Here is a 20,376-nt window from a genome sequence, read left to right as displayed (position 1 = left end):
GGTTACAGTAAGAAAACTGACTAGTTTCAGTCTAAAACCCAATGAGCTGATGAGGCTGTTTGCTATGGCGGTATCTGCGAATCAGATTATTCGTTTGACTCAGGCGTTCAATGAAGCGATGGCCGTTCAAAATTGGGATCAGATCAAGGTTTTAGACGAAGATTGTCGTATGCTGGTAGCCAGTTTGTCATCAGACTACTCTAGGGATTTAGACTTGGTTGCCGCTTTACAACAACTACAAGCGGTGTATCAAAAGCTTATTCCAGTCTGTGAAGCTGAGCGAAAGCAACTGGCTATAGAATTGATACAGATGAATCACGCTCAACAAGGTATAGATTGTTATCGTGGCGTTAAATCTTAGCTTAGGTACTAAACTTGTTATATTGTGTTTGATCCTGCATTCTTTTTTTAACTAGTGTGCATTTTAAAAAGAGATGCCCTTTGAAGATGCATGGGTAAAAAGTTTAATGAGGCATGAAAGTAACGTTTTATTGATCGACGACAATGAAAATCGCTGTCGTGACTTATCAGCTATTCTGGCTTTTTTAGGCGAGTCCTGTCAGAGCCTTGGGAGTTGGGATTGGTCGGTATGGATGAATCATTGGGCTACTCATCCAATACCTACAACCTTGATTCTAGGCTGCCTTGATTTAGACAGTTTTAGGGGGTTATCTGAGTTTTTACAAAAGCAAGGTCGTATTCTCCCCATTATTCTTTTAGAGCCCGCACCTAGTTATTGGCCAGAGGCTCTGCGGTTGCGTGTGTTGGCTCAATTAGAAACGCCTTTTGGGTATGCCAGTCTTTGGGATGCCCTCTATCAGAGCCATACTTATTGGAGTACACAGTCCATCCGTCCCTCTTTGGGTGGGCGTGATCCTTTGCTGTTTCGCTCTTTAGTGGGCAACAGCCGCCCTATGCAGGTCATCCGGCAAATGATGTACCAAGTGGCAGATACTGAGGCTAATGTACTGATCTTGGGCGAGTCTGGAACCGGGAAGGAGGTGGTTGCCCGTAATCTGCATTTGCACTCTCGCCGTTCAGAAGCCCCCTTTGTGCCGGTTAACTGCGGTGCTATTCCGAGTGAGCTTTTAGAAAGCGAGCTGTTTGGCCACGAAAAAGGAGCCTTTACCGGAGCTATTACCTCAAGAGCTGGGCGTTTTGAGTTAGCCCAAGGTGGTACGCTGTTTTTGGATGAAATCGGCGATATGCCTTTATTCATGCAAGTCAAACTGTTGCGCGTGTTACAAGAGCGTACCTTTGAGCGGGTGGGGAGTAATCGAACTCAGAATGTAGACGTGCGTATTATCGCCGCTACCCATAAAGATCTGGAGCAGATGATTACTCAAAGCAGCTTTCGGGAGGATCTGTATTATCGGCTAAACGTATTCCCCATTGAAATGCCCCCCTTACGGGAGCGCGCCGAGGATATTCCCGCCCTCATCTGTGACCTGCTGGTGCGACTTGAGCGGGATAAACGCGGCTCTGTACGTTTTAATCCGGCGGCAGTAAGCGCTCTGAGTCGTTACCCTTGGCCTGGTAATGTGCGCGAACTGGCTAATTTGGTTGAGCGTATGGCCATTATGTATCCAGGGCGTGTCGTGGGTGTCGCTGAGTTACCTTGGAAATTTCGTCAGGAGGAATCCTGTGTGCAGGAGGATGTGCAAGGGGTTTTGGATGAGTTGGAGCAGGAGCAGCAAGCCTTATTTGATACCTTCTTCAGCGAGGAGGATGAGTCCGTTGAAGACGAGTCGCTCATAAGTCATAAGTTAAAGCCATTACCCGAAGAGGGTTTGGATTTAAAGGAATACCTAAACCAATTGGAGCAGGGGCTGATTCAGCAAGCTTTGAACGAGGCGGAAGGCATTGTTGCCCATGCCGCGGAGCGCTTACGGATTCGGCGTACCACTTTGGTTGAAAAAATGCGCAAATACGGCATTACCCGGCACGATACCGAGGCCGGGTAATTTAATTGCAGGAGATCAGCGAGCCCGCACTAGGCTGAGAAACTCACTGCGGGTTGCAGTATTTTCGCGAAACTGTCCCAACATGACCGAAGTGACCATGGAGGAGTTTTGCTTTTCCACACCACGCATCATCATGCACATATGCTGTGCTTCTATAACCACAGCAACGCCAGCAGCCTCGGTAACTTGCTGTATGGCTTCGGCAATTTGTCGGGTCAGATTTTCTTGAATTTGTAAGCGTCGAGCGTACATATCAACAATGCGTGCCACTTTAGACAGTCCCAGCACTTTCCCGGCGGGTAAGTAGGCGACATGGGCTTTACCAATAAAGGGCAAAATGTGGTGTTCGCACAGTGAATACAGCTCTATATCTTTGATCAGAACCATTTCGCTGGTATCTGAGCTAAAGAGTGCCCCGTTGGTGACTTCCTCTAAAGTCTGTTGGTAGCCTTTGCAGAGGTACTGCATGGCTTTGGCTGCCCGTTTGGGCGTATCAATCAATCCTTCGCGGGTAATGTCTTCGCCAAGGTGTTGGAGGATTGCGGAGTAATGTTGTTCAAGAGACATGGGGTAAACCTGTCTGAGAAAAAGTCTGCCCATAAGTATGCAGACGAGAAAAGAGGCTCAGGGTGCTTATAGCAGTGAGAGAGGTGCGGTTAATCTTCATCACGGCCCTCTAACATAGTACGTTTGAGCAGTACATAAACAGCGCCTGTGCCTCCGTGCTTCGCTTGGCATGAGGTAAAGCCCAGTACCTGAGGATGCTGGCGCAACCAAGTGTTGACGTGGCTTTTAAGCATAGGGCGTTTACCATCGGTTCGAGCGGCTTTACCGTGGGTAACACGGGTACAGCGAATTTCGAAGCGTAGGGCTTCCGCTAAAAAGGCCCAGAGTTGTTCGCGAGCTTTTTCTACACTCAGACCGTGCAGGTCAAGGTTGCCTTCAAAAGGGATTTGACCGGCCTTCATCTTGCGCATCTGTCCCTCTTGAACACCTTCACGGGCCCAGAACAGCTCTTCTTCGGCAGCAACATCAATGACAAATTGATCAGACAGCCCATCTACCTGTATGCGCTGTTGTGCCGTGGGGCTAGAGGCTTGTGTTCTTTTATAGGTAACTTGTTGCCGGTCTTGGCGGGGTTTGCCTGTGTCTGCTCGGTCAATTGAGATCGGCTTAATGCCCCGCACATTGGCGCGAAACAGATCAAAATCATCGTCTTGCATGAATATCCTCCGTACTCATCGCACTGTATCAGGGTTTTGGACGATCCTTATCACGCTTGTGGCTCGGAGTTTAACGGGCTGACTAAAGCGCTAGAGGGTTGGCAATATTTTGTGGCTGCCCTTGAGTAAAGGAGAGCAGGTTTTCAAAAGCTGTTCTGAAGTACAGCTCATAGCTGTTGTGTTCTACATAACCAATATGGGGCGTGCAGAGCACGTTATGTCGGTTAAGCAAGGGGTCATTGTCTAGGTTCGCAGGCTCGGATTCAAATACATCCAAGGCTGCAAATCCGGGATGTCCTTGATCCAAAGATGCGATCAATGCACCGGGGGCTATGAGTTCAGCGCGGCTGACATTGACTAATAGGGCATCTTTTTTCATCAGCAGTAGATCTTCTTGGGTGATCAGCCCACGAGTGGCCTCGTTGAGTCGTAAATGCAAGGATAAAATGTCAGACTGCTCAAAGAAGGCAGATCGGCTTGGAGCGGCTGTAAAGCCATCTTGTACGGCTTGATTTCTGGATTGTTCACTGCCCCAGATAACAACCTGCATGCCAAAGGCCTGAGCATAACGGGCGACCCGCTGACCAATTTTTCCGTAGCCCCAGATGCCAAAGGTCAGCCCCTGTACGCTGCGACCTAGACCTAGTGTGCCATTGTTTTGCCACATGCCTGCTTGTAGGTGCATGGCGTAGGGTACAATATGTCGGCTAGCGGCCATCACCAGCGCCCAGCAAAGTTCAGCCGGGGCGACGGGAGAACCCTGTCCCTCGGCAATGGCAACCCCCAATTCTGTGCAGGCTTCGACATCAATATGACCGCTGATCCGGCCCGTCTGGCTGATGAGGCGCAGATTAGGCAGTTGCTCCAGCAAAGCTCGATCAATGAGGGTGCGCTCACGAATCAAGACTAAGGCTTCTTGATTCTGTAAGCGCGCTATGAGTTGTTCGCGTGTATCGGGCGTATCGCTAAAGATTTGAACTTTGTGCCCTTTAAGCAGATTGAAGCAAGGAAGGTGCTGGACGACTTGTTGATAGTCGTCAAGGATGGCTATGTTCATGTTTTTTACCTTAAAACCGGGCTTGTGTGATTATGACGTTCAAGGAAAATAATCAGAATACCGATGGCTTAGTCCTCCGTTACGGTGCCTTTTTCGGACACAGACTTCGTATACAGATCGGTATCAATACCATACAACGATGGTTAGTGCTCTAAAGCAGGCCGGAGGTAGCATGAGGCGAGAGATTGTGCCTAACAATCGTGAGATTAGGCTGGATGCAAGCGAGTTTATCGTCTCTAAAACAGATACTAGAGGCGTGATCACCTACGCGAACCGCACCTTTATGAAGATCGCGGGCTATTCGGAGTTAGAGTTATTGGGTATGCCCCATAATATTGTGCGGCATGCGGATATGCCGCGTGGGGTGTTTAAGTTGATGTGGAGCACCCTACAAGCCGGCGAAGAGTTTTTTGGTTACGTTAAAAACCTGTGTAAAGACGGGTCTTTTTACTGGGTTTTGGCCAACGTTACGCCAGATCGGGATGCCGCAGGCCACTTGCGTGGTTACTACTCGGTACGCCGTAAACCCTCTCCCGAAAACTTGGCTATTTTGATTCCCATATACCAACAGATGGCGGCTTTGGAGCAACAAGCTAAGGGACAAGAGGCGATACAGCGCTCACAAACCTATTTGGCTGAATTGTTGAAGACTAAAAATACTGATTACACCTCCTTTGTTTTGGACTTGGTTCGTAAGGATATTTCATCATGAGCGCCCATCAATCTCAGACGCAGGGTGTAAGCGCAGGAGCGCCATTTTTAGCGACAGGTATCAAGATTTTAGCGGTCAGTATGTTGGCTATTGCTGTGCTAACCACGGGGATTGGGATTGGGTTATACGATGCCAGTTTTTGGTGGCTGCTCAATCCCGCTTTGATGCTCATTCCTCTACTGATCTTATTGCAGCGTGCTGAGCGGGTGTTGCTGACCCTAAAGGTTATTTTTGAAACGGTGCATGAGGCTAATACAGGGGCTTTTGACCGCCGGATCACTAACACCAAAAAACTGGGAGAGGTGGGTAAGATCGCTTGGGAAATCAACGACTTTTTGGATAAGGTCGAGTCCTATTTTAAAGAGGTTAACTCCTGCTTTGATAATGTTGCCCAAGGGAAATATCAACGGTTTGCAATGCTCAGTGGTATGCCAGGTCTACTGCGGCAATCCTTGGTCAATATTAATCACTCGATACAAACCATGAGCAGAAACGTCAGCTTGCTGGCAGCCAATGAAATGCACTCTGCGCTGCATTCGCTCAATAGCCGTAATTTAATCCTTAATTTACGTGATACTCAGACTAACTTAGTTCAAATTGGCGAGCGGATGGCTCAAGTCGAGTCCATCACGCTTGAGACAGGGCAAGCAGCGCAAGAGAGTCGGCAGGGGGTACAGCAGATTGTCTCTTCCTTAGAGGTGATTTCCCGCACGATTCAGACCGTGACGGATGCGGTCGCGCAATTAGGGCAAGACAGCCGTAAAGTGCAAGAAGCCTTATCCATCATCACAGACATTGCTGATCAGACTAATCTGTTGGCCCTAAATGCCGCCATTGAAGCGGCTCGGGCCGGGGATCAAGGGCGTGGGTTTGCTGTAGTAGCCGATGAGGTAAAAGCCCTTTCACGTCGTACCAAGGATGCCGCCATTGAAGTGACCAGCACCATTAACAGCTTTAGCAGTCGAGTGGATGACATGGTGGTACAAGCCAATCACTCGAATGATTCGGCCCAAAAAGTGGGAGAGATGATTTCGGGTTTTAGAGAGCAGTTCGATGTGTTTTCAGGGCGCTCGCAGCAGACCAGTAAGCTGGTGACTGTGGCTAAGGATCAGGCGCTGAATGCCTTGGTTAAGGTGGATCACATCATCTACAAACAAAATGGCTATGTGTCCCTAGATACGTCCATCAAACAGGATGAGGCTGTGCAGGCTGTTGGAGTGACTCATCACCAGTGTCGATTGGGTAAATGGTATTACGAGGGAGCAGGCAGTAAAACCTTCAGCCAGACCCAAGGCTATAAAGCGATGGAAGCACCGCATATTCGCGTTCATGAAGCAGTACAAAAGGCAGTTGGCCTGCGTCATGAAGACTGGGTACACAACGCTAGTATCAAAGACGAAATTATTAAGGCAATGTCCAAAGCTGAAGAAGAGAGTTATGTGCTGTTGAAAGAGATGGATGCCATGTTAGAAGAAAAGCACAAACGGATGCTTTAGGCCAAACAAGGCCGTACTGGGTGGCAGTACGGCCTTGGGCTAACTCATTATTGTTGGTGTGAGGTACGGTTCAGAGCGCTAAACAGAGCCCGGAAGCTGGCTGTGGTGATGTTAGAGTCAATACCAATGCCGTGTATCGCCCGACCACCCTCTACGCGCAACTCAATGTAAGCGGCTGCTTTTGCTTGAGTACCACTGCCAATGGCGTGCTCGCTGTAGTCCATAATTTCTACTTGAACTGGCAGGCTAGCGACTAAAGCCTCCAAGGGGCCTTGGCCTACACCTTGCCAATGGCACAAATCGCTATTAAAGCCTACTTCCACATCGACAGAGCAGCGCGCGTTTTCTTCCTGTAAGCGGTGGCTTTTCAGTTGATAAGGGCTGTTGGCTTGCAGGTATTCTTGCTCCAATAAGGCGTAAATTTGAGGCGCGGTCATCTCTAAGCCGCAGCGGTCGGTTTCTTTTTGTACCACTTGGCTGAACTCAATTTGCAGGCGACGGGGTAAGCTGATGCCATACTCTTGTTCCAGCAAATAGGTGATGCCGCCTTTCCCGGATTGGCTGTTGACCCGAATTACCGCCTCATAACTGCGCCCAATATCAGCGGGGTCAATGGGTAAGTAAGGAACTTCCCAAAGGCCTTCTGGATTAGTACGTTGCAGGGTGAAGCCTTTGCGAATCGCATCCTGGTGTGAGCCTGAGAAGGCTGTGTGTACCAAATCGCCCACGTAAGGATGGCGTGGGTGTACGGGCAACTGATTGCAGTCCTCCACAATTTTGCGCAAGCCGTCGATGTCAGAAAAATCCAGTTTAGGATCAATGCCTTGGGTGTAGAGGTTCAGGGCCATCGTCACCAGATCGACGTTACCTGTGCGCTCACCGTTACCAAACAAACATCCCTCGACACGATCGCCACCGGCCATTAAGCCCAGTTCGCTAGCGGCTACGCCTGTACCACGATCATTGTGGGTGTGCAAACTGATCCACACACTGTCACGCCGGCTGATATGGCGGCAGAACCATTCGATCTGATCGGCGTATACATTGGGCGTAGCTGCCTCAATGGTGGCGGGCAGGTTCAAAATCACTCGATGTTCTGGCGTTGGTTGCCAGACATCCAGCACGGCATTACACACTTCCACTGCGAAATCCAACTCGGTAGAGCTAAAGACCTCGGGTGAATATTGGAACGTCCAGTGCGTATCTGGATAGGCAGCCGCTTGTTGCTTCATTAATTGCGCTGCTTTAACGGCAATCTGTACCACACCCTGTTTTTCTTGGTTAAAAACGATGCGCCGAAACGCAGGGGCAACCGCGTTGTAGACATGGACGATGGCTTGTTTGCTGCCCTTTAAAGACTCAAAAGTACGGCTGATTAAGTCCTCACGGGCTTGGGTCAATACCTGAATGGTTACATCATCAGGGATTAACTTGTCGTCGATCAGGGTACGAATAAAGTCAAAATCGGTCTGGGAAGCGGATGGGAAGCCTACCTCAATCTGCTTAAAACCTACCTGCACCAAGGTTTTGAACAGGCGTAACTTTTTCTCAGTGTCCATAGGCTCAATCAGAGACTGATTGCCATCGCGCAGGTCTGAACTGGCCCAAATGGGGGCTTGGGTGATGGTTTTATCAGGCCAAGTCCGATCGGTGAGACGAATCGGGGGGAAGGCTTGGTATTTACGCGATGGATCTTTGAGCATAGACATGAGGTCAATCCTTAATCAGGTCGTTGGAGTTGGTTAAACATTGCTCCAACTGAGGATTAATTGAGTATTTATGCTGGAAACATTATTTTTATTGGATAAAAATTTCAACTTGTTATTTAAAAAAGCAATTTTAACTCACAAATTGTTAATTTTTTGAAATTTTATGCTGATGATCTGAAGAAAGCTTCAGATAAATTGTTATGGGGTTTTTAGAGATCCCTGCCGAACACAGGGAATCTATTTAGGGCCGTGCATTTTGGGTTAGGGCTTGAAGGCTCCGATGAAAATGCTTGGATCTACACGGGCATCGTTTAGGCTGATATTCCAGTGCAAATGTGGCCCTGTGGCCCGTCCGGTTGCGCCTACTTGGCCCACTACAGCGCCTCGGATTAGCTCATCACCCTGTTGCACATCAATGCGTGATAGGTGGCAGAACATGCTAATTAAGCCTTGGCCGTGATCGACAAATACCGTTTTGCCGTTAAAGAAGAAGTCGCCGATTAACGTCACTCGTCCCGCTGCGGGTGCTTTAATCGGAGTGCCTTGAGGAACCGCAAAATCTAAGCCTGAGTGTGGATTGCGTTCTTCGCCGTTAAAGAAACGCCGCAATCCAAAAGGACTGGATAGGGGGCCATCCACTGGCTTGTCGAACAGTAGATTGCTAGGTTGGCGTGGGTCAAACTGGCGGTAGGCTTGGTTTTGTAGCGCTAATTCCCGCTCAATACGTTTAAGGTTTTCAGGGTTTGGGCTAACTTGCTGCTGGTTTTTGAGGGTAATGTGCTGTGCCTTATAGGTACGAGGTTGCACGTTAAAAGCGAGTTGCTGTTGCTGACTTCCTTGGGTCACGGAGATGTTTTGACTGCCTGCTTGTACAGACAGTGGAATCCCTACGATGGCCAACCAGCCTGCGCTATCTGAAATTACTAATACGGGCTTACCTTGATACTGGACACTGGGTGCAGGCCCTTCAGGTAGGGGAATAACCGCAACTCCGCCGGGAACAGGTTTGTTGAGTAGGCGATTGATAAAGCTGTCGGCCTGAGTAGATAGGCTGAGGAATAGTAAAATGAATACAAGGATGCAGCGTAGCATCAGTTGGGCTCCTGATCGGTTTATTCGGGTCAGTGTACCGATTTGAGGAGTGAGATGATGGTTTCGGGTTGGGTTAATCAGGCATGGCCTAATTGCCAATTATTGGGCACTGTGGGCTGCCATCTGTGTGAGCAGGCGGAGGCTCTGTTGATGCCTTGGGTTGCTTATGGATTACAGGTTGAGTGTGTCGATATTACTGAGATACTCGCTCACTATGAGCGCTATGAACAGCGCATTCCTGTACTGCAACGTCTGGATACAGGGGCTGAGCTAGATTGGCCTTTTGATGCACGGCAATTGCGGATGTTTTTAAGCGATTAGGGCATTTGATCGGGGTAAAAATTCAGCTTGATATCTTGTGACGGATTGCAGTTTGTGTAAAATGCGCGCCAAATTCGGAGCGTAGCGCAGCTTGGTAGCGCGTCTCGTTCGGGACGAGAAGGTCGCTGGTTCGAATCCAGTCGCTCCGACCAGACCCTTGTTTCTGGTAGTTTCAAGTAGTACCAGAAACAGCCGCAAAAGCCCGCCCTGTGCGGGCTTTGTTGTTTCTGGTTGTCTATGCCTAGTTTGTGTATCCCTGCTTTCCTTATGGATTATACCTATAAATAATTAGATATCGACTTTCAGCGTATCTTGGTAAAACAGGCCGCAGACACTCGGGACGCTTGTGATATGGTTATCAGGAGCTCGATGCAGAAGCTTTACCGAGCAGGCTGAAGCTAGGCTGTGCGAAAACAAGGCATCTAAGGTATTGAGGTGTTGTCCATGTCGTCATTTTTAACTGCGATCGAACAGATCACCCCAGAAATTTACGAGAGTCTGAAGCAGGCGGTTGAGCTGGGTAAGTGGGAAAACGGCAATAAACTGACTCCAGAGCAGCGCGACCTATGCATGCAAGCAATGATCGCATGGGAAAACAAAAACTTACCTGAAGAGCAGCGCACAGGCTATATGGGAGGGCAGACTTGCTCCTCTTCAAAAAATAAGCGCCGCGAGTTTCCTGATCTGTTTTTGACTGAGACTTCAGAAACCCGCCATTGATGTGATGGGTAGGAGTCATTCCTTTTCTTTTTTTGCAGTCCGTAACGGGCCATCTATGGGCCCCAGCGAGGCCTATCATGTCTACTAAACAGCCACGAGTGATCCACCTTGCGGATTATCAGGTACCTGATTACCTGATTGATGAAACCCATCTCAGTTTTGATCTGCACGAAGACCACACCCTCGTGCAGGCTCGGTTGGTGATGCGCCGCAACCCGGCTGCAGGTGATGGATTACCCGTGCTGATGCTGGACGGGCAAGACCTTGAGTTACTCTCAGTGGTCTTGGATGGTAAGCCGTTTCTGGATTACCAGTTGGATGAAGATCATCTCAGTCTACAGCCTAATGCCGAAGCTTTTACCTTAGAAACTCAGGTACGCATTCACCCTGAGAGCAATACAGCGCTGGAAGGGCTGTATCAATCAGGTAGCATGTTCTGTACTCAGTGCGAGGCAGAGGGTTTCCGTAAGATTACCTACTATCTGGATCGCCCCGATGTGATGAGCCTGTTTACCACCAAGGTAAAAGGCGAGCGTAAGCGTTATCCGGTGCTGCTATCTAACGGCAATCCCATTGCTCAAGGCGAAGAAGGCAGTCGTCATTGGGTCACTTGGGAAGATCCGTTCAAAAAGCCTGCGTACTTATTTGCCTTGGTAGCCGGTGATCTCTGGTGTGTGGAGGATAGCTTTACTACGTGCAGTGGCCGCAAGGTGGCTCTGCGCATCTATGTTGAGCCGGAAAACATCGACAAGTGCCAGCATGCGATGGATAGCCTGAAAAAATCCATGCGTTGGGACGAAGAAGTTTATGGCCGCGAATACGATCTGGATATCTTCATGATCGTGGCGGTAAATGACTTCAACATGGGGGCAATGGAAAATAAAGGCCTCAATATTTTCAACTCCAGTGCCGTGTTGGCTAAGGCAGAAACCGCCACTGATGCCGCTCACCAGCGGGTGGAGGCTATTGTTGCCCACGAATACTTCCACAATTGGTCGGGCAATCGCGTGACTTGCCGGGATTGGTTCCAACTTTCCCTAAAAGAGGGCTTTACCGTATTTCGGGATGCTGCTTTCTCAGCGGATATGAACTCCGCCACGGTGAAGCGTATAGAGGATGTAGCTTTTCTGCGTACTCATCAGTTTGCTGAGGATGCAGGCCCCATGGCCCATGCAGTACGCCCTGAGTCCTTTATTGAGATCTCCAACTTCTATACCCTGACCGTGTATGAGAAAGGCTCAGAGGTGGTGGGGATGCTGCATACCCTGCTTGGCCCAAAAGCCTTCCGCAAGGGAACGGATTTGTATTTTGAGCGCCACGATGGACAGGCCGTGACCTGTGATGATTTCGTCAAGGCGATGGAAGACAGCAGCGGCTTAGATTTAACCCAGTTCAAGCGCTGGTACAGTCAGGCGGGAACCCCAAGACTAGCGGTTACGGGACAATACGATGCTCAGACTAAAACCTATACCCTGAATTTTAGCCAAAGCTGCCCCGCAACGCCCGGTCAACCAGAAAAGCTCCCCTTTGTGATTCCTGTTGCTCTGGGGCTTTTGGATGCTCAAGGTCAAGAATTGCCGCTGCACTTGGCGGGGGAATCCGCTCCACGAGGCGGTCATGCTGTGTTCAGTATTGATCAGGCGGAGCAGTCCTTGGTGTTTATCAATATCCCCGAGGAGCCTGTACCTTCGCTGCTGCGTGGTTTTTCGGCCCCGATTAAGCTTAGCTTTCCCTATACTCAAGACCAACTACTGTTTTTGATGCAGCAGGACAGCGATGGTTTTAATCGTTGGGAGGCGGGCCAGCAATTGGCAGTGCAGTCTTTACAGACCATGATTGCGCAGGTGCAGCGCAAGGAAACGCCTATCCTCAATCAGCGTTTGATTCAGGCTTATGATGCCTTGCTCCAAGATACCTCGTTGGATCAGGCGATGTTGGCGGAAATGCTGAATTTACCCGCTGAAGCCTATTTGGCTGAAATCGCTACGGTGGCTGATCCTTTGGCCATTCATGCAGCGCGTCAGGCGGCGCGTCAGGCGATTGCTGAGGCACTATTTGACTCTCTATGGTTGCGTTATCAGCACAATCGCGAAGTGTCGCGCCAAACGCCTTATGTGGCGGAGTCTGAGCACTTTGCCCGCCGTGCGTTGCAAAATGCCGCGCTCTCTTATCTGATGCTGACCGAGCGGCCAGAGGTACTGGCGGCTTGTCTGGTACAGTTCCAAACGGCTGATAACATGACTGAGCGTTTTGCCGCCTTGGCTGCACTGGTTCAATCACCCTTTGAGGCGGAGCGTGAAACCGCCTTGGCTGATTTTGCCCATGAGTTTAAAGACAATCCTTTGGTTATGGATCAGTGGTTCAGTGTGCAAGCGACTTCTCCCTTGGCTAGAGCTTTGGAGCGGGTGCAGAGTTTGATGGGCCATTCAGCCTTTACGTTAAAAAATCCCAACAAGGTGCGGGCGCTGATCGGTGCTTTCGCTGGGCAGAATCATGCCGGTTTCCATCGTGTTGATGGTGCGGGCTATCGTTTCTTGGCCGATCGGGTGATTGAGTTGAATGGCTCTAATCCACAAATTGCTGCTCGTCAACTGACACCCTTAACCAAGTGGCGCAAGTATGCTCCAGAGCGCCAGCAACAAATGAAAGCCGAACTGGAGCGGATTTTAAACTCCGGGAATTTATCACCGGATGTTTATGAAGTAGTGACCAAAAGTCTGGCTTGAGCCTATTGGGGATACAGGGGGGGGAGGGTGCTTTGAGTTTGCTCCTGCCCTTCTTGAAGTCTAGGGGGAAGGCCGTTGATGGCTTCCCATAAGGCATCCCCCTGCCAACGCTGTCCAGCTTCACTGTAGAGTGCGCCATTTAAGGCGTTCAATGCCTCAGACAGTGGGCTAAAGCGGGCGGCCATATTGGCTAAGGTTTCTGGCTGTTGCCGTGCCCAAGCATCCAAAGCCTGTCGTGAACCTTGGGGATCATTACGCAGACAGGCTAAGCGCAGTGCCTCCAACAGCAGTTGCTTAGGTGCCTCATCGGAGATCAATCGGGTACTGATGGCGGGTTGATGGCGTGCCCGCCACCACAGTCCAAATCCTAAAATGCTGGTGCAGGCAAAAAGCAATGTACTTAGTTGCCACATCCAAATCTGAGTGTTCTCTGCCAAGCCAGATCCTTTAGAAGTGGCCAGTGCTTGAGGAGTGGGGGGGGGCACAATAGTCTGTGCTACAACGGGATTGTTGTCGCGGATATTCCAGTGGCGGTTGGGGATTTGGATGCGTTCTAAGCGATCTTCTTGAGTATTCCACCAGATTAATTCAGTGGCTGGGGTACTGAAAGAGCCTGCTCGAATCGGAATCAGGAGCGAGCGCATTTCCCGCGCACCGAGTACTCCGTATTCTGTGACCTGATTAGTTAGACGCGGTTGATCGGGGTAGTAACGAACACCGGGCAGTTCGGGAGTATCTAAACTCGGCAATTGAGCTGCTGTTAACCCTTGTGCTTGAAGGCGTAAGCGGCGGCTAAAAGCTGTCCCCAATATCTGAGACTCTTGGGTCGGGCTCCATGCTTCTTCCAATGTGATGTGGCGTGCAGGAAGCCAAGGGGCTTGGGCTGGATACTCTGTAGGTTTAGGTCGTACGATAAGCTTTAAGTCACTGCTATTAAGCTGAATACGCTGTAATGTATTGCGGGTGCTGTCTGGAGTTGTGCCGGTAAAGGTTTGGGCCTTGATGTTCAGTACACCCGGCTCCTGTGGAAAAATACTGTAACGGGTCTCGATCATGCCATAGCGCTGCCCATTGACTAGGGTTTCTGAGGCTATGGCTGAGCCTAGAGGTTCAATCTCTGCATGATCAAGGCGCAAAGGGCTGAGTTGGCTGTCATCGTATAGAGGAATGGCATGGTAAACCCTGACCCGCAAAATCGCCTGTTGTTGTACATACACCGAGGTTAGATCTAAATCCCGCTCCATCCAGATTGGGCTTTGGGGCGTATCGTGCTTCGCAGCACTGGACTTGGTGTCCTGTGTTTCTGGCGGGCTGGCCGCTATGCTGGAGTCTGTGCTTATAGCCAAGATCAGCGTGAGCAAGAGGCTATTAAGGATGTTGGCGTTCTTGCTGCTCATACAAAAATTTTCTCCGCAGCAGTTCACTGGGGTTATCGGGAATACGGCGTAGCCACTGTTCCAAACTCTGTTGCTGTTGTGGCAATTGCGATTCAGAGGAATAGAGAGGTGTTTCTGCGTTTAGGCTATTGACTGGGCCATCCATGAGGCCAAGGGCGAGCTGTGCGGATTTAGTCTGAGCAGTCAAGCTTGAGTCTGAGGCTTGAGCTTGGCTGATTGACCTTTGGGTTGAAGGAAAGAGGGTATTTGGGCTGTTGCTGACAGACTCTATAGGCGACTCTAAAGCCATTTGATTGGCGGGGTCAGCAGACACTTGAATCCATTGCTCCACTATTTTGCGGTTGTAGCGAGCGGGTATTAGATCAGGTTGTTGTGCTAAGGCTTGGTCATAGGCTGTCAACGCCGCTTCCAGTTGTCCACTTAGGGCTAGGGCGTTACCACGATTGTAATGGGCATCAGTTGTATCCATTTGGGCAAAAGCAGCCGCTGCTTGGGCATAGAGTCCAGCTTGGTAATAAGCGATTCCTCGCCATTGGCTATTTTCAAATACTGAGGCGGCTGCCTCAGGTTGGTGCTGTTGCAGTAGTTGGTATGCCTGTTGATCAGGATGTTGCCATAGGTGCTGCCAAGACCATTCGGAAGCTTTAGCAGAGGCTGGCATCAGTACACACAGCGGCAGGAGGCAAAACAGCCAACCTTTGCGTGCCCCCAAAGCGGCGATGACCAATAGAGGTAAGAGCAGCCAGTGCCCTTGATCTTGCCATCCACTCCCTGAAGTCTTTTGGGGTGCTGCGCTTAAGGGAGAGCTGGATAAGACATTAAGCCCCTGTAGATCACGATCATCTAGGGATAGGCTTTGATAGCGGCCCTGATGCTCTTGGGCAAAGCGTTCCAACCCCTGAGCATCTAAACGGGAAACTAGGACATTTCCCTGAGGGTCTAGCTGAAAATGTCCCTCTTTTTTGGCTAGGATGGGCGCTCCTTGCTCAGTACCTACTCCTAAAATACTCAAGGACTCGGGGCGGTTTTTGAGTAGTTTGCGAATCTGGTTACGCTCTTGGCTGTTCAAGCTTGTCGTTACTAATAGCAAACGTCCTTGCCCTAGTTGTGTCTGATCCAGCAATTCGAGGGCCTTTTGTATGCCCAAATCAGCCTGATGCCCAGGGACAGGCATCAGTTCAGGGGTTAGGCCTTCCAGCAAGTTTTGGATGGTTGCGATGTCGTTGGAGAGTGGAACTAGGGTATGGGCACTTCCAGCAAACACGACAATGCCTGTTTGAGCCCCCTGACGAAGACGCAGTATATCCAACAGCTTATGCTGTGCTCGTTGTAAACGGGTTGGCAGGGTATCAGTGGCGTACAGTTCAGGAGTCATTTCTAAAATCACGACTAAAGGATCAGCTTGGCTAACCTTTTGTCCGGAATTTGCTTGCTGTTGGCTTGGGCCTGCCAGTGCAATTAGGCTCAGCAACCAGCTTAAACCCAGTAAAAGTACAGACCAGCGGCGATGATTCTGGTCTGTTGCCCCCGTTAATAGCATGACTTGGCTGTGGGGAGGTAACAACTGATACCAAGGGCTGTTCTGGGGTTTAGCTTGGTTCAGATGCCAGAGTAGCCATAGGCTCGGAGGTAACATCAGCAACCACTCTGGGCGACTGAATGAATAGCCAAGATTGATCATATTTTTGATGAGGTCTTAATTCGCCGAAGCCAAAGGTACTGAGCTGCTAATAGCATACTGCTCAGGAAAGCAATCGCTAAAGGCCAGTGATACAAAGGCTGAATAGCCCGTTGATTTAAACTTTGCTTAAGGACGGGTTCTAATTGATTGAGGAGGGCATTGACATCTTGTAAATCTTCAGTGGATTGAACGCTAAAGTACTGACCACCCGTTAAAGTGGCTATGTTCTGTAATAAAGCCTCATCCAGATATGACTCATCGTTAGGAGCGGCAGGGGGCAGAATATTGATGCAATAGATGCGTATTTGTTCTGCGGCTGCGAATCGAGCGGCTCGTATAGGATCTACTTGACCAGCGTTATTGGCTCCATCACTGATCAAAATAACTAAGCGCTGATGTTCTGATACTTCGCGTAATCTTTTAACGGTTAAACCAATAGCCTCACCAATAGCCGTATTCTGCCCTGCTAATCCCACTTGAACTTCACTCAACCAACGCCGCAGGGTTGTATGGTCAAAAGTTAAGGGAGCTTGTACGTAGGCTTGACTGCCAAACAGGATAAGACCGATTCGATCTCCTAAGCGACTTTCAATAAAGTCCCCAAAAAGTTGCTTAACCCATTCTAGGCGCGTAATCGACTCTCCTTGCCACAGCAGATCCGGAGTATCCATTGAGCCAGAGATATCAACAGCCAGTAGCAAATCCCGTCCTGTGGTGTTGCGCGGTAACCATTCGCCTAAAATTTGAGGTCGAGCTGCTGCCAGTACGAGCAGAGTCCAAACCAATATGAAAGGCAGGTGTTTACGCCATAGATAACGAAATGAGGATCGACGCTGCTTATTGTGCCTACTGATATGCTCCAGCTCAGCTAAAAAGCTGATGCGTAGTGCGGCCTGTCTTTCCTGAGCTGCAGGAAGCAGTGTTCGCAGTATCCAAGGTAGCGGCAGGGCACACAATATCCAAGGCCAAGCGAACTCAAGCATGTTTCTGTATCCAAGTGCAGATTGCTTGTGACAACCCATCAATAGATCGTTGATCGAGGCGACATTCGGTGCGATAAGCGCCTTCAACCAAAATCATCCAACGGGTTAAACCTGCCGCAGGGCAGCGGCTATCTAGGAATGCCAACCAAGCACGCCCGCTGAGGGTATGGGGGTTAGCATTGGGGTAACGGATACGGCTGATGCGTTTTAATAGGGCATTAATCTGTTGTAGCCACTGACTGGCTGGTGCTCCAGCCAAGGGGCGATCAAGTTGGTGGAATTCCTCTAGGGCGGTTTGGCGTAGTTGCTCTAAGGGGTCAACGAGCGTTTGAGCCTCTGAGGTTGTCTCAACCAGCAGTGTATCCCTATGCCGTTTTCGATAATAAATCATACCTAACCCAGCCACGCTAAACAGCGCAATGCAAATTAATAGCCACCAACCGGGCGCTAAAGGCCAAAAGCCAGGTGGAGCAGGTATGATCAGGGGCGCTAATTGGGTCGTCCTGTCCAAGCGTTAGGCTCCCAAAGTAGAGGTTAGATAGTCGTGTAGCTGCTCAATGACACCTCTTTGGGTACTTAGGGGCAGATGGGGCGTATTGAGTTGGTGGGCCAGTTGTACCCAACGCTGCTGACGCGCTTCTGCGTATCGGCGGTAGCGGTTGCGTACACTACGATCATGTGTATTTAAAGATAGGTAAGAATCCTGCTCGGTGAAGTCTAAGAGACCGGCTCTAGGTAATCTGTGATCCAGAGGATCGGATAAGGGCAATAGCAAAAGATCAAGGTGTCGGCCAAGCAGTTTGAGTTGTTGTTCTGCCAAATCTGTTAATGCTCTTTCGTCACACAAAAGAACGACCAAACTGCCGGGACGTAACACTTCCCGGGTGCGATGCAGGGCAAAGCTTAGGCTATCCGTTGTACTGGATGCTGTAGTGGAGGAGAGCGGTTGGGCTAACTGCTGATTTGCTTGGGCCAGACATTGCAGAAACTGCAATAAGCTGTGTTGGCGACGACGAGGGCGAACCTCCTGATGCTGGTGCTGAGAAAATACCAGCCCGCCGACACGATCACAGTGCTCTAAAGCAACCCAACCGATGAGCGCTGCGGCTTGGGCAGCTAAGACTGACTTAAACTGCCGTTGCGTCCCAAAAAATAAACGAGGGCTTTGTTCCACCAGCAAATAAATAGGGCGCTCCCGCTCTTCATGGAAGATTTTGGTATGGGGTTCACGGGTTCTGGCTGTAACACGCCAATCAACGTGACGAACATCATCCCCCACCTGATAGGGTCGAACCTGATCAAAATCTACCCCTCGTCCGCGTAAACGTGCATGGTGATGGCCCAGCAGCAGACTACGGCGCTGCGGGGTGGAAAACAGAGGAATCTTATGTATGTGTTGGCGTAGGGCAATGAGTTCACTCAAGTTGGTGGTAACACCCTCAATGCAGGGAGTCATCATGCCACGGCAACCACGTCCAAAATGCGTTGCACCACTCGGTCTTGATCTATACCAGAAGCTTCGGCTTCAAAGGATAAGATCAAACGGTGGCGGAGTACGTCAAACAGCATCGCCTGAATGTCTTCAGGACTGACAAAGTCACGACCAGCTAGCCAAGCGTGGGCACGAGCGCAGCGATCTAAAGCAATACTAGCGCGTGGGCTGGCTCCGTAATCAATCCATTCGGCTAATTCAGCATCGAATTTTGAAGGGGTGCGAGTGGCCATAATCAGTTGCACTAAATATTCTTCCACGGCATCGGCCATATACAAATTCAGCACCTCGTGGCGGGCGGCAAAGATGGTGGATTGGCTCAGCAGTGGCTCGGAGGTCTTGGACGCTTGCAAGGCTTCTTGACGGGCTTGCTGCAAAATACGTCGTTCTACACTGGCATCGGGATAACTGATTTTGACGTGTAATAGAAACCGATCCATCTGTGCTTCGGGCAGGGGGTAGGTTCCTTCCTGCTCAATGGGGTTTTGGGTAGCCATGACTAAGAATAAGGGCGAGAGGTTATAGGTGGTGCGCCCTACACTGACTTGCCGCTCTGCCATAGCTTCTAAGAGTGCAGATTGTACCTTAGCAGGAGCGCGGTTGATTTCATCCGCCAGCAGCAAGTTATGAAAGATGGGCCCCGGCTGAAAGACAAAACTACCGGTTTCCTGCCGATAGATTTCGGTGCCAGTGATGTCGGCAGGCAGCAAGTCCGGGGTGAATTGGATGCGGTGAAACTCAGCTTCAACTCCTTCGGCTAATTCTTTAATCGCACGGGTTTTGGCTAATCCGGGAGCTCCTTCCACCAACAAATGGCCATCCGCCAATAGTGCAATCAGTAAACGCTCCACCAGCCGCTCTTGGCCTAAAATTCGATTGGATAACTGGAGCTTAAGCGCAATGACCGCTTCGCGGTGTGTCATGTTCCAACCTCAGACTGGAGCGAATGAACGATGTAGCTTGGGTGCTAGAGGCTGATAGGATGCCTCGTACCGGCGTAGAGCTAGGGTTTAAGTGTAACTCATTGCTTTATAACTGTATTTTACAGTTAAAGCCCAGTACAGTAAGCCGCTTGTTTAACCGACCTTTGCTGATTTTATGCATTGTTTGAGCGTTTTCTGGCTGTTCTTGTTGGCATGGGTTGCCTTTGGTGCGCAGGCCGCATTATCTCCTATTCAGGATCAACATCCTCAGTGCTCTGCAATTATCAATAAGCAACAGCAGGAAATGTTAGCTGAATTGAATCTAGCAAGAACTCAGCCGATGAGTTATGCGCAAATTGTAGCGGATAAATTTTCTAATTTGGGGGCAGATGGCCTTTATCGCAGTTCAGGTAAGCTCTATAAAATTCAAGAGGGCCGGGCAGTTATTGAGGAAACCTTAGCATTTTTAAAACAGGTTAAACCCGTCATGCCCTTGAGTTTATCGCGCTGTTTGTCCTTATCGGCCTTGTATCATGTTCAAGATCAAAGCAAAACAGGGGCGGTGGGTCATCAGGGTAAGGACGGTAGTCAGGCAACTGAGCGAGCCCAAAAGTTCTTAGTCGGAGTGCTGCCCTATTGTGGGGAAAATATCAGTTATGGCCCCCAAAATGTACGTGACATCGTTATTCAATTACTGATTGATGACGGTGTTTCAGGACGCGGACATCGCAAGAATGTCTTTGATCCTCGTTACCGGACTATAGGATTAGCTTCTGGGACACATAGGGTCTATGGGTATATGTCGGTACATGTTCTTTGCTTGAATCCTTTGCAGAATTGACTTTTAACTCTTGTTATGGGTTTGAGTTGATTTATATGT

At 49.8% G+C, this 20,376-nt stretch carries 19 protein-coding genes and 1 tRNA gene; 9 read left to right on the top strand and 11 right to left on the bottom strand.

Annotated elements, in window-relative coordinates:
• The first annotated feature begins 64 nt into the window (after window positions 1-64).
• Both fliT and LX59_RS09200 read left to right on the top strand, forming a co-directional pair.
• The gene (gene fliT / locus LX59_RS09205) at window positions 65-361 is read left to right on the top strand and encodes a flagellar protein FliT (protein WP_144571568.1); all 297 of its coding nucleotides are present in this window, start codon (window positions 65-67) and stop codon (window positions 359-361) included.
• Between the two features lie 106 nt (window positions 362-467).
• Window positions 468-1,964, top strand: a complete 1,497-nt coding sequence (locus tag LX59_RS09200) for a sigma-54 dependent transcriptional regulator (protein WP_144571567.1) — start codon at window positions 468-470, stop codon at window positions 1,962-1,964.
• 15 nt (window positions 1,965-1,979) lie between these two features.
• Here LX59_RS09200 and folE read toward each other — a convergent pair whose 3' ends face one another.
• The 3 genes from folE to LX59_RS09185 form a co-directional block, all read right to left on the bottom strand.
• Complete coding sequence (gene folE / locus LX59_RS09195; RefSeq protein WP_144571566.1) at window positions 1,980-2,531, bottom strand: GTP cyclohydrolase I FolE; 552 nt, start codon at window positions 2,529-2,531, stop codon at window positions 1,980-1,982.
• An 89-nt stretch (window positions 2,532-2,620) separates the two neighbouring features.
• Window positions 2,621-3,187, bottom strand: a complete 567-nt coding sequence (locus LX59_RS09190) for a Smr/MutS family protein (RefSeq protein ID WP_144571565.1) — start codon at window positions 3,185-3,187, stop codon at window positions 2,621-2,623.
• An 82-nt stretch (window positions 3,188-3,269) separates the two neighbouring features.
• Window positions 3,270-4,244: a D-2-hydroxyacid dehydrogenase family protein gene (locus LX59_RS09185; RefSeq protein WP_144571564.1), complete on the bottom strand. Its 975-nt coding sequence runs from the start codon at window positions 4,242-4,244 to the stop codon at window positions 3,270-3,272.
• Between the two features lie 172 nt (window positions 4,245-4,416).
• Between LX59_RS09185 and LX59_RS09180 the strand changes: the two genes are divergently transcribed.
• Together LX59_RS09180 and LX59_RS16160 are read left to right on the top strand one after the other, a co-directional pair.
• Entirely contained in the window at window positions 4,417-4,956 is a 540-nt protein-coding gene (locus tag LX59_RS09180) for a PAS domain-containing protein (protein ID WP_144571563.1), read from the top strand.
• A complete protein-coding gene (locus LX59_RS16160; protein WP_144571562.1) occupies window positions 4,953-6,452 on the top strand; it encodes a methyl-accepting chemotaxis protein in 1,500 nt (499 codons plus the stop codon). Before LX59_RS09180 ends, LX59_RS16160 begins: the two co-directional genes overlap by 4 nt.
• A gap of 47 nt (window positions 6,453-6,499) precedes the next feature.
• Here LX59_RS16160 and leuA read toward each other — a convergent pair whose 3' ends face one another.
• Both leuA and LX59_RS09165 read right to left on the bottom strand, forming a co-directional pair.
• Window positions 6,500-8,161, bottom strand: coding sequence for a 2-isopropylmalate synthase (gene leuA / locus LX59_RS09170; protein ID WP_144571561.1), 1,662 nt, complete (start codon window positions 8,159-8,161; stop codon window positions 6,500-6,502).
• A 261-nt stretch (window positions 8,162-8,422) separates the two neighbouring features.
• On the bottom strand, window positions 8,423-9,253 hold the full coding sequence (locus tag LX59_RS09165) for a M23 family metallopeptidase (protein ID WP_144571560.1): 831 nt from the start codon (window positions 9,251-9,253) through the stop codon (window positions 8,423-8,425).
• Between the two features lie 54 nt (window positions 9,254-9,307).
• Here LX59_RS09165 and LX59_RS09160 point away from each other — a divergent pair, with 54 nt between their 5' ends.
• From LX59_RS09160 to pepN, 4 genes are all read left to right on the top strand, one after another.
• Window positions 9,308-9,574: a glutaredoxin family protein gene (locus LX59_RS09160; RefSeq protein ID WP_246118724.1), complete on the top strand. Its 267-nt coding sequence runs from the start codon at window positions 9,308-9,310 to the stop codon at window positions 9,572-9,574.
• 75 nt (window positions 9,575-9,649) lie between these two features.
• Window positions 9,650-9,726, top strand: a tRNA-Pro gene (locus LX59_RS09155).
• Between the two features lie 292 nt (window positions 9,727-10,018).
• Window positions 10,019-10,294: a YeaC family protein gene (locus LX59_RS09150; protein ID WP_144571559.1), complete on the top strand. Its 276-nt coding sequence runs from the start codon at window positions 10,019-10,021 to the stop codon at window positions 10,292-10,294.
• Between the two features lie 77 nt (window positions 10,295-10,371).
• Entirely contained in the window at window positions 10,372-13,020 is a 2,649-nt protein-coding gene (pepN, locus tag LX59_RS09145; protein WP_144571558.1) for an aminopeptidase N, read from the top strand.
• A 2-nt stretch (window positions 13,021-13,022) separates the two neighbouring features.
• Here pepN and LX59_RS09140 read toward each other — a convergent pair whose 3' ends face one another.
• The 6 genes from LX59_RS09140 to LX59_RS09115 are packed head-to-tail and all read right to left on the bottom strand — an operon-like array spanning window position 13,023 to window position 19,496.
• Window positions 13,023-14,417 (bottom strand): BatD family protein, encoded by a 1,395-nt coding sequence (locus LX59_RS09140; protein ID WP_144571557.1) that lies wholly within the window; start codon window positions 14,415-14,417, stop codon window positions 13,023-13,025.
• Window positions 14,389-16,098, bottom strand: a complete 1,710-nt coding sequence (locus tag LX59_RS09135; RefSeq protein WP_144571556.1) for a VWA domain-containing protein — start codon at window positions 16,096-16,098, stop codon at window positions 14,389-14,391. The genes LX59_RS09140 and LX59_RS09135 overlap by 29 nt, the downstream gene beginning before the upstream one ends.
• Window positions 16,095-17,081 carry a VWA domain-containing protein gene (locus tag LX59_RS09130; protein ID WP_144571555.1) on the bottom strand — a complete coding sequence of 329 codons (987 nt, stop codon included), beginning with the start codon at window positions 17,079-17,081 and terminating at the stop codon, window positions 16,095-16,097. Before LX59_RS09130 ends, LX59_RS09135 begins: the two co-directional genes overlap by 4 nt.
• Window positions 17,074-17,592, bottom strand: coding sequence for a DUF4381 domain-containing protein (locus LX59_RS09125; RefSeq protein WP_144571554.1), 519 nt, complete (start codon window positions 17,590-17,592; stop codon window positions 17,074-17,076). The genes LX59_RS09130 and LX59_RS09125 overlap by 8 nt, the downstream gene beginning before the upstream one ends.
• A 3-nt stretch (window positions 17,593-17,595) precedes the next feature.
• On the bottom strand, window positions 17,596-18,540 hold the full coding sequence (locus tag LX59_RS09120; RefSeq protein WP_144571553.1) for a DUF58 domain-containing protein: 945 nt from the start codon (window positions 18,538-18,540) through the stop codon (window positions 17,596-17,598).
• Window positions 18,537-19,496 carry an AAA family ATPase gene (locus LX59_RS09115; protein WP_144571552.1) on the bottom strand — a complete coding sequence of 320 codons (960 nt, stop codon included), beginning with the start codon at window positions 19,494-19,496 and terminating at the stop codon, window positions 18,537-18,539. The genes LX59_RS09120 and LX59_RS09115 overlap by 4 nt, the downstream gene beginning before the upstream one ends.
• Before the next feature lie 208 nt (window positions 19,497-19,704).
• Here LX59_RS09115 and LX59_RS09110 point away from each other — a divergent pair, with 208 nt between their 5' ends.
• Window positions 19,705-20,337 (top strand): CAP domain-containing protein, encoded by a 633-nt coding sequence (locus LX59_RS09110; protein WP_170234360.1) that lies wholly within the window; start codon window positions 19,705-19,707, stop codon window positions 20,335-20,337.
• The last annotated feature ends 39 nt before the right edge of the window (window positions 20,338-20,376 follow it).

Origin of the sequence: Azomonas agilis (assembly GCF_007830255.1) — a bacterium.
Lineage (GTDB): Bacteria > Pseudomonadota > Gammaproteobacteria > Pseudomonadales > Pseudomonadaceae > Azomonas > Azomonas agilis.
Note: the sequence above shows the minus strand (reverse complement) of the source record. Positions and strands in the feature narration are given on the sequence as shown.

Bases quoted from the DNA above. Each gene is read 5' to 3' on its own strand.
- fliT (WP_144571568.1), top strand. From the start codon at position 65: ATGGCGGTATCTGCGAATCAGATTATTCGTTTGACTCAGGCGTTCAAT.
- LX59_RS09200 (WP_144571567.1), top strand. From the start codon at position 468: ATGAGGCATGAAAGTAACGTTTTATTGATCGACGACAATGAAAATCGC.
- folE (WP_144571566.1), bottom strand. From the start codon at position 2,531: ATGTCTCTTGAACAACATTACTCCGCAATCCTCCAACACCTTGGCGAA.
- LX59_RS09190 (WP_144571565.1), bottom strand. From the start codon at position 3,187: ATGCAAGACGATGATTTTGATCTGTTTCGCGCCAATGTGCGGGGCATT.
- LX59_RS09185 (WP_144571564.1), bottom strand. From the start codon at position 4,244: ATGAACATAGCCATCCTTGACGACTATCAACAAGTCGTCCAGCACCTT.
- LX59_RS09180 (WP_144571563.1), top strand. From the start codon at position 4,417: ATGAGGCGAGAGATTGTGCCTAACAATCGTGAGATTAGGCTGGATGCA.
- LX59_RS16160 (WP_144571562.1), top strand. From the start codon at position 4,953: ATGAGCGCCCATCAATCTCAGACGCAGGGTGTAAGCGCAGGAGCGCCA.
- leuA (WP_144571561.1), bottom strand. From the start codon at position 8,161: ATGTCTATGCTCAAAGATCCATCGCGTAAATACCAAGCCTTCCCCCCG.
- LX59_RS09165 (WP_144571560.1), bottom strand. From the start codon at position 9,253: ATGCTACGCTGCATCCTTGTATTCATTTTACTATTCCTCAGCCTATCT.
- LX59_RS09160 (WP_246118724.1), top strand. From the start codon at position 9,308: ATGATGGTTTCGGGTTGGGTTAATCAGGCATGGCCTAATTGCCAATTA.
- LX59_RS09150 (WP_144571559.1), top strand. From the start codon at position 10,019: ATGTCGTCATTTTTAACTGCGATCGAACAGATCACCCCAGAAATTTAC.
- pepN (WP_144571558.1), top strand. From the start codon at position 10,372: ATGTCTACTAAACAGCCACGAGTGATCCACCTTGCGGATTATCAGGTA.
- LX59_RS09140 (WP_144571557.1), bottom strand. From the start codon at position 14,417: ATGAGCAGCAAGAACGCCAACATCCTTAATAGCCTCTTGCTCACGCTG.
- LX59_RS09135 (WP_144571556.1), bottom strand. From the start codon at position 16,098: ATGATCAATCTTGGCTATTCATTCAGTCGCCCAGAGTGGTTGCTGATG.
- LX59_RS09130 (WP_144571555.1), bottom strand. From the start codon at position 17,081: ATGCTTGAGTTCGCTTGGCCTTGGATATTGTGTGCCCTGCCGCTACCT.
- LX59_RS09120 (WP_144571553.1), bottom strand. From the start codon at position 18,540: ATGATGACTCCCTGCATTGAGGGTGTTACCACCAACTTGAGTGAACTC.
- LX59_RS09115 (WP_144571552.1), bottom strand. From the start codon at position 19,496: ATGACACACCGCGAAGCGGTCATTGCGCTTAAGCTCCAGTTATCCAAT.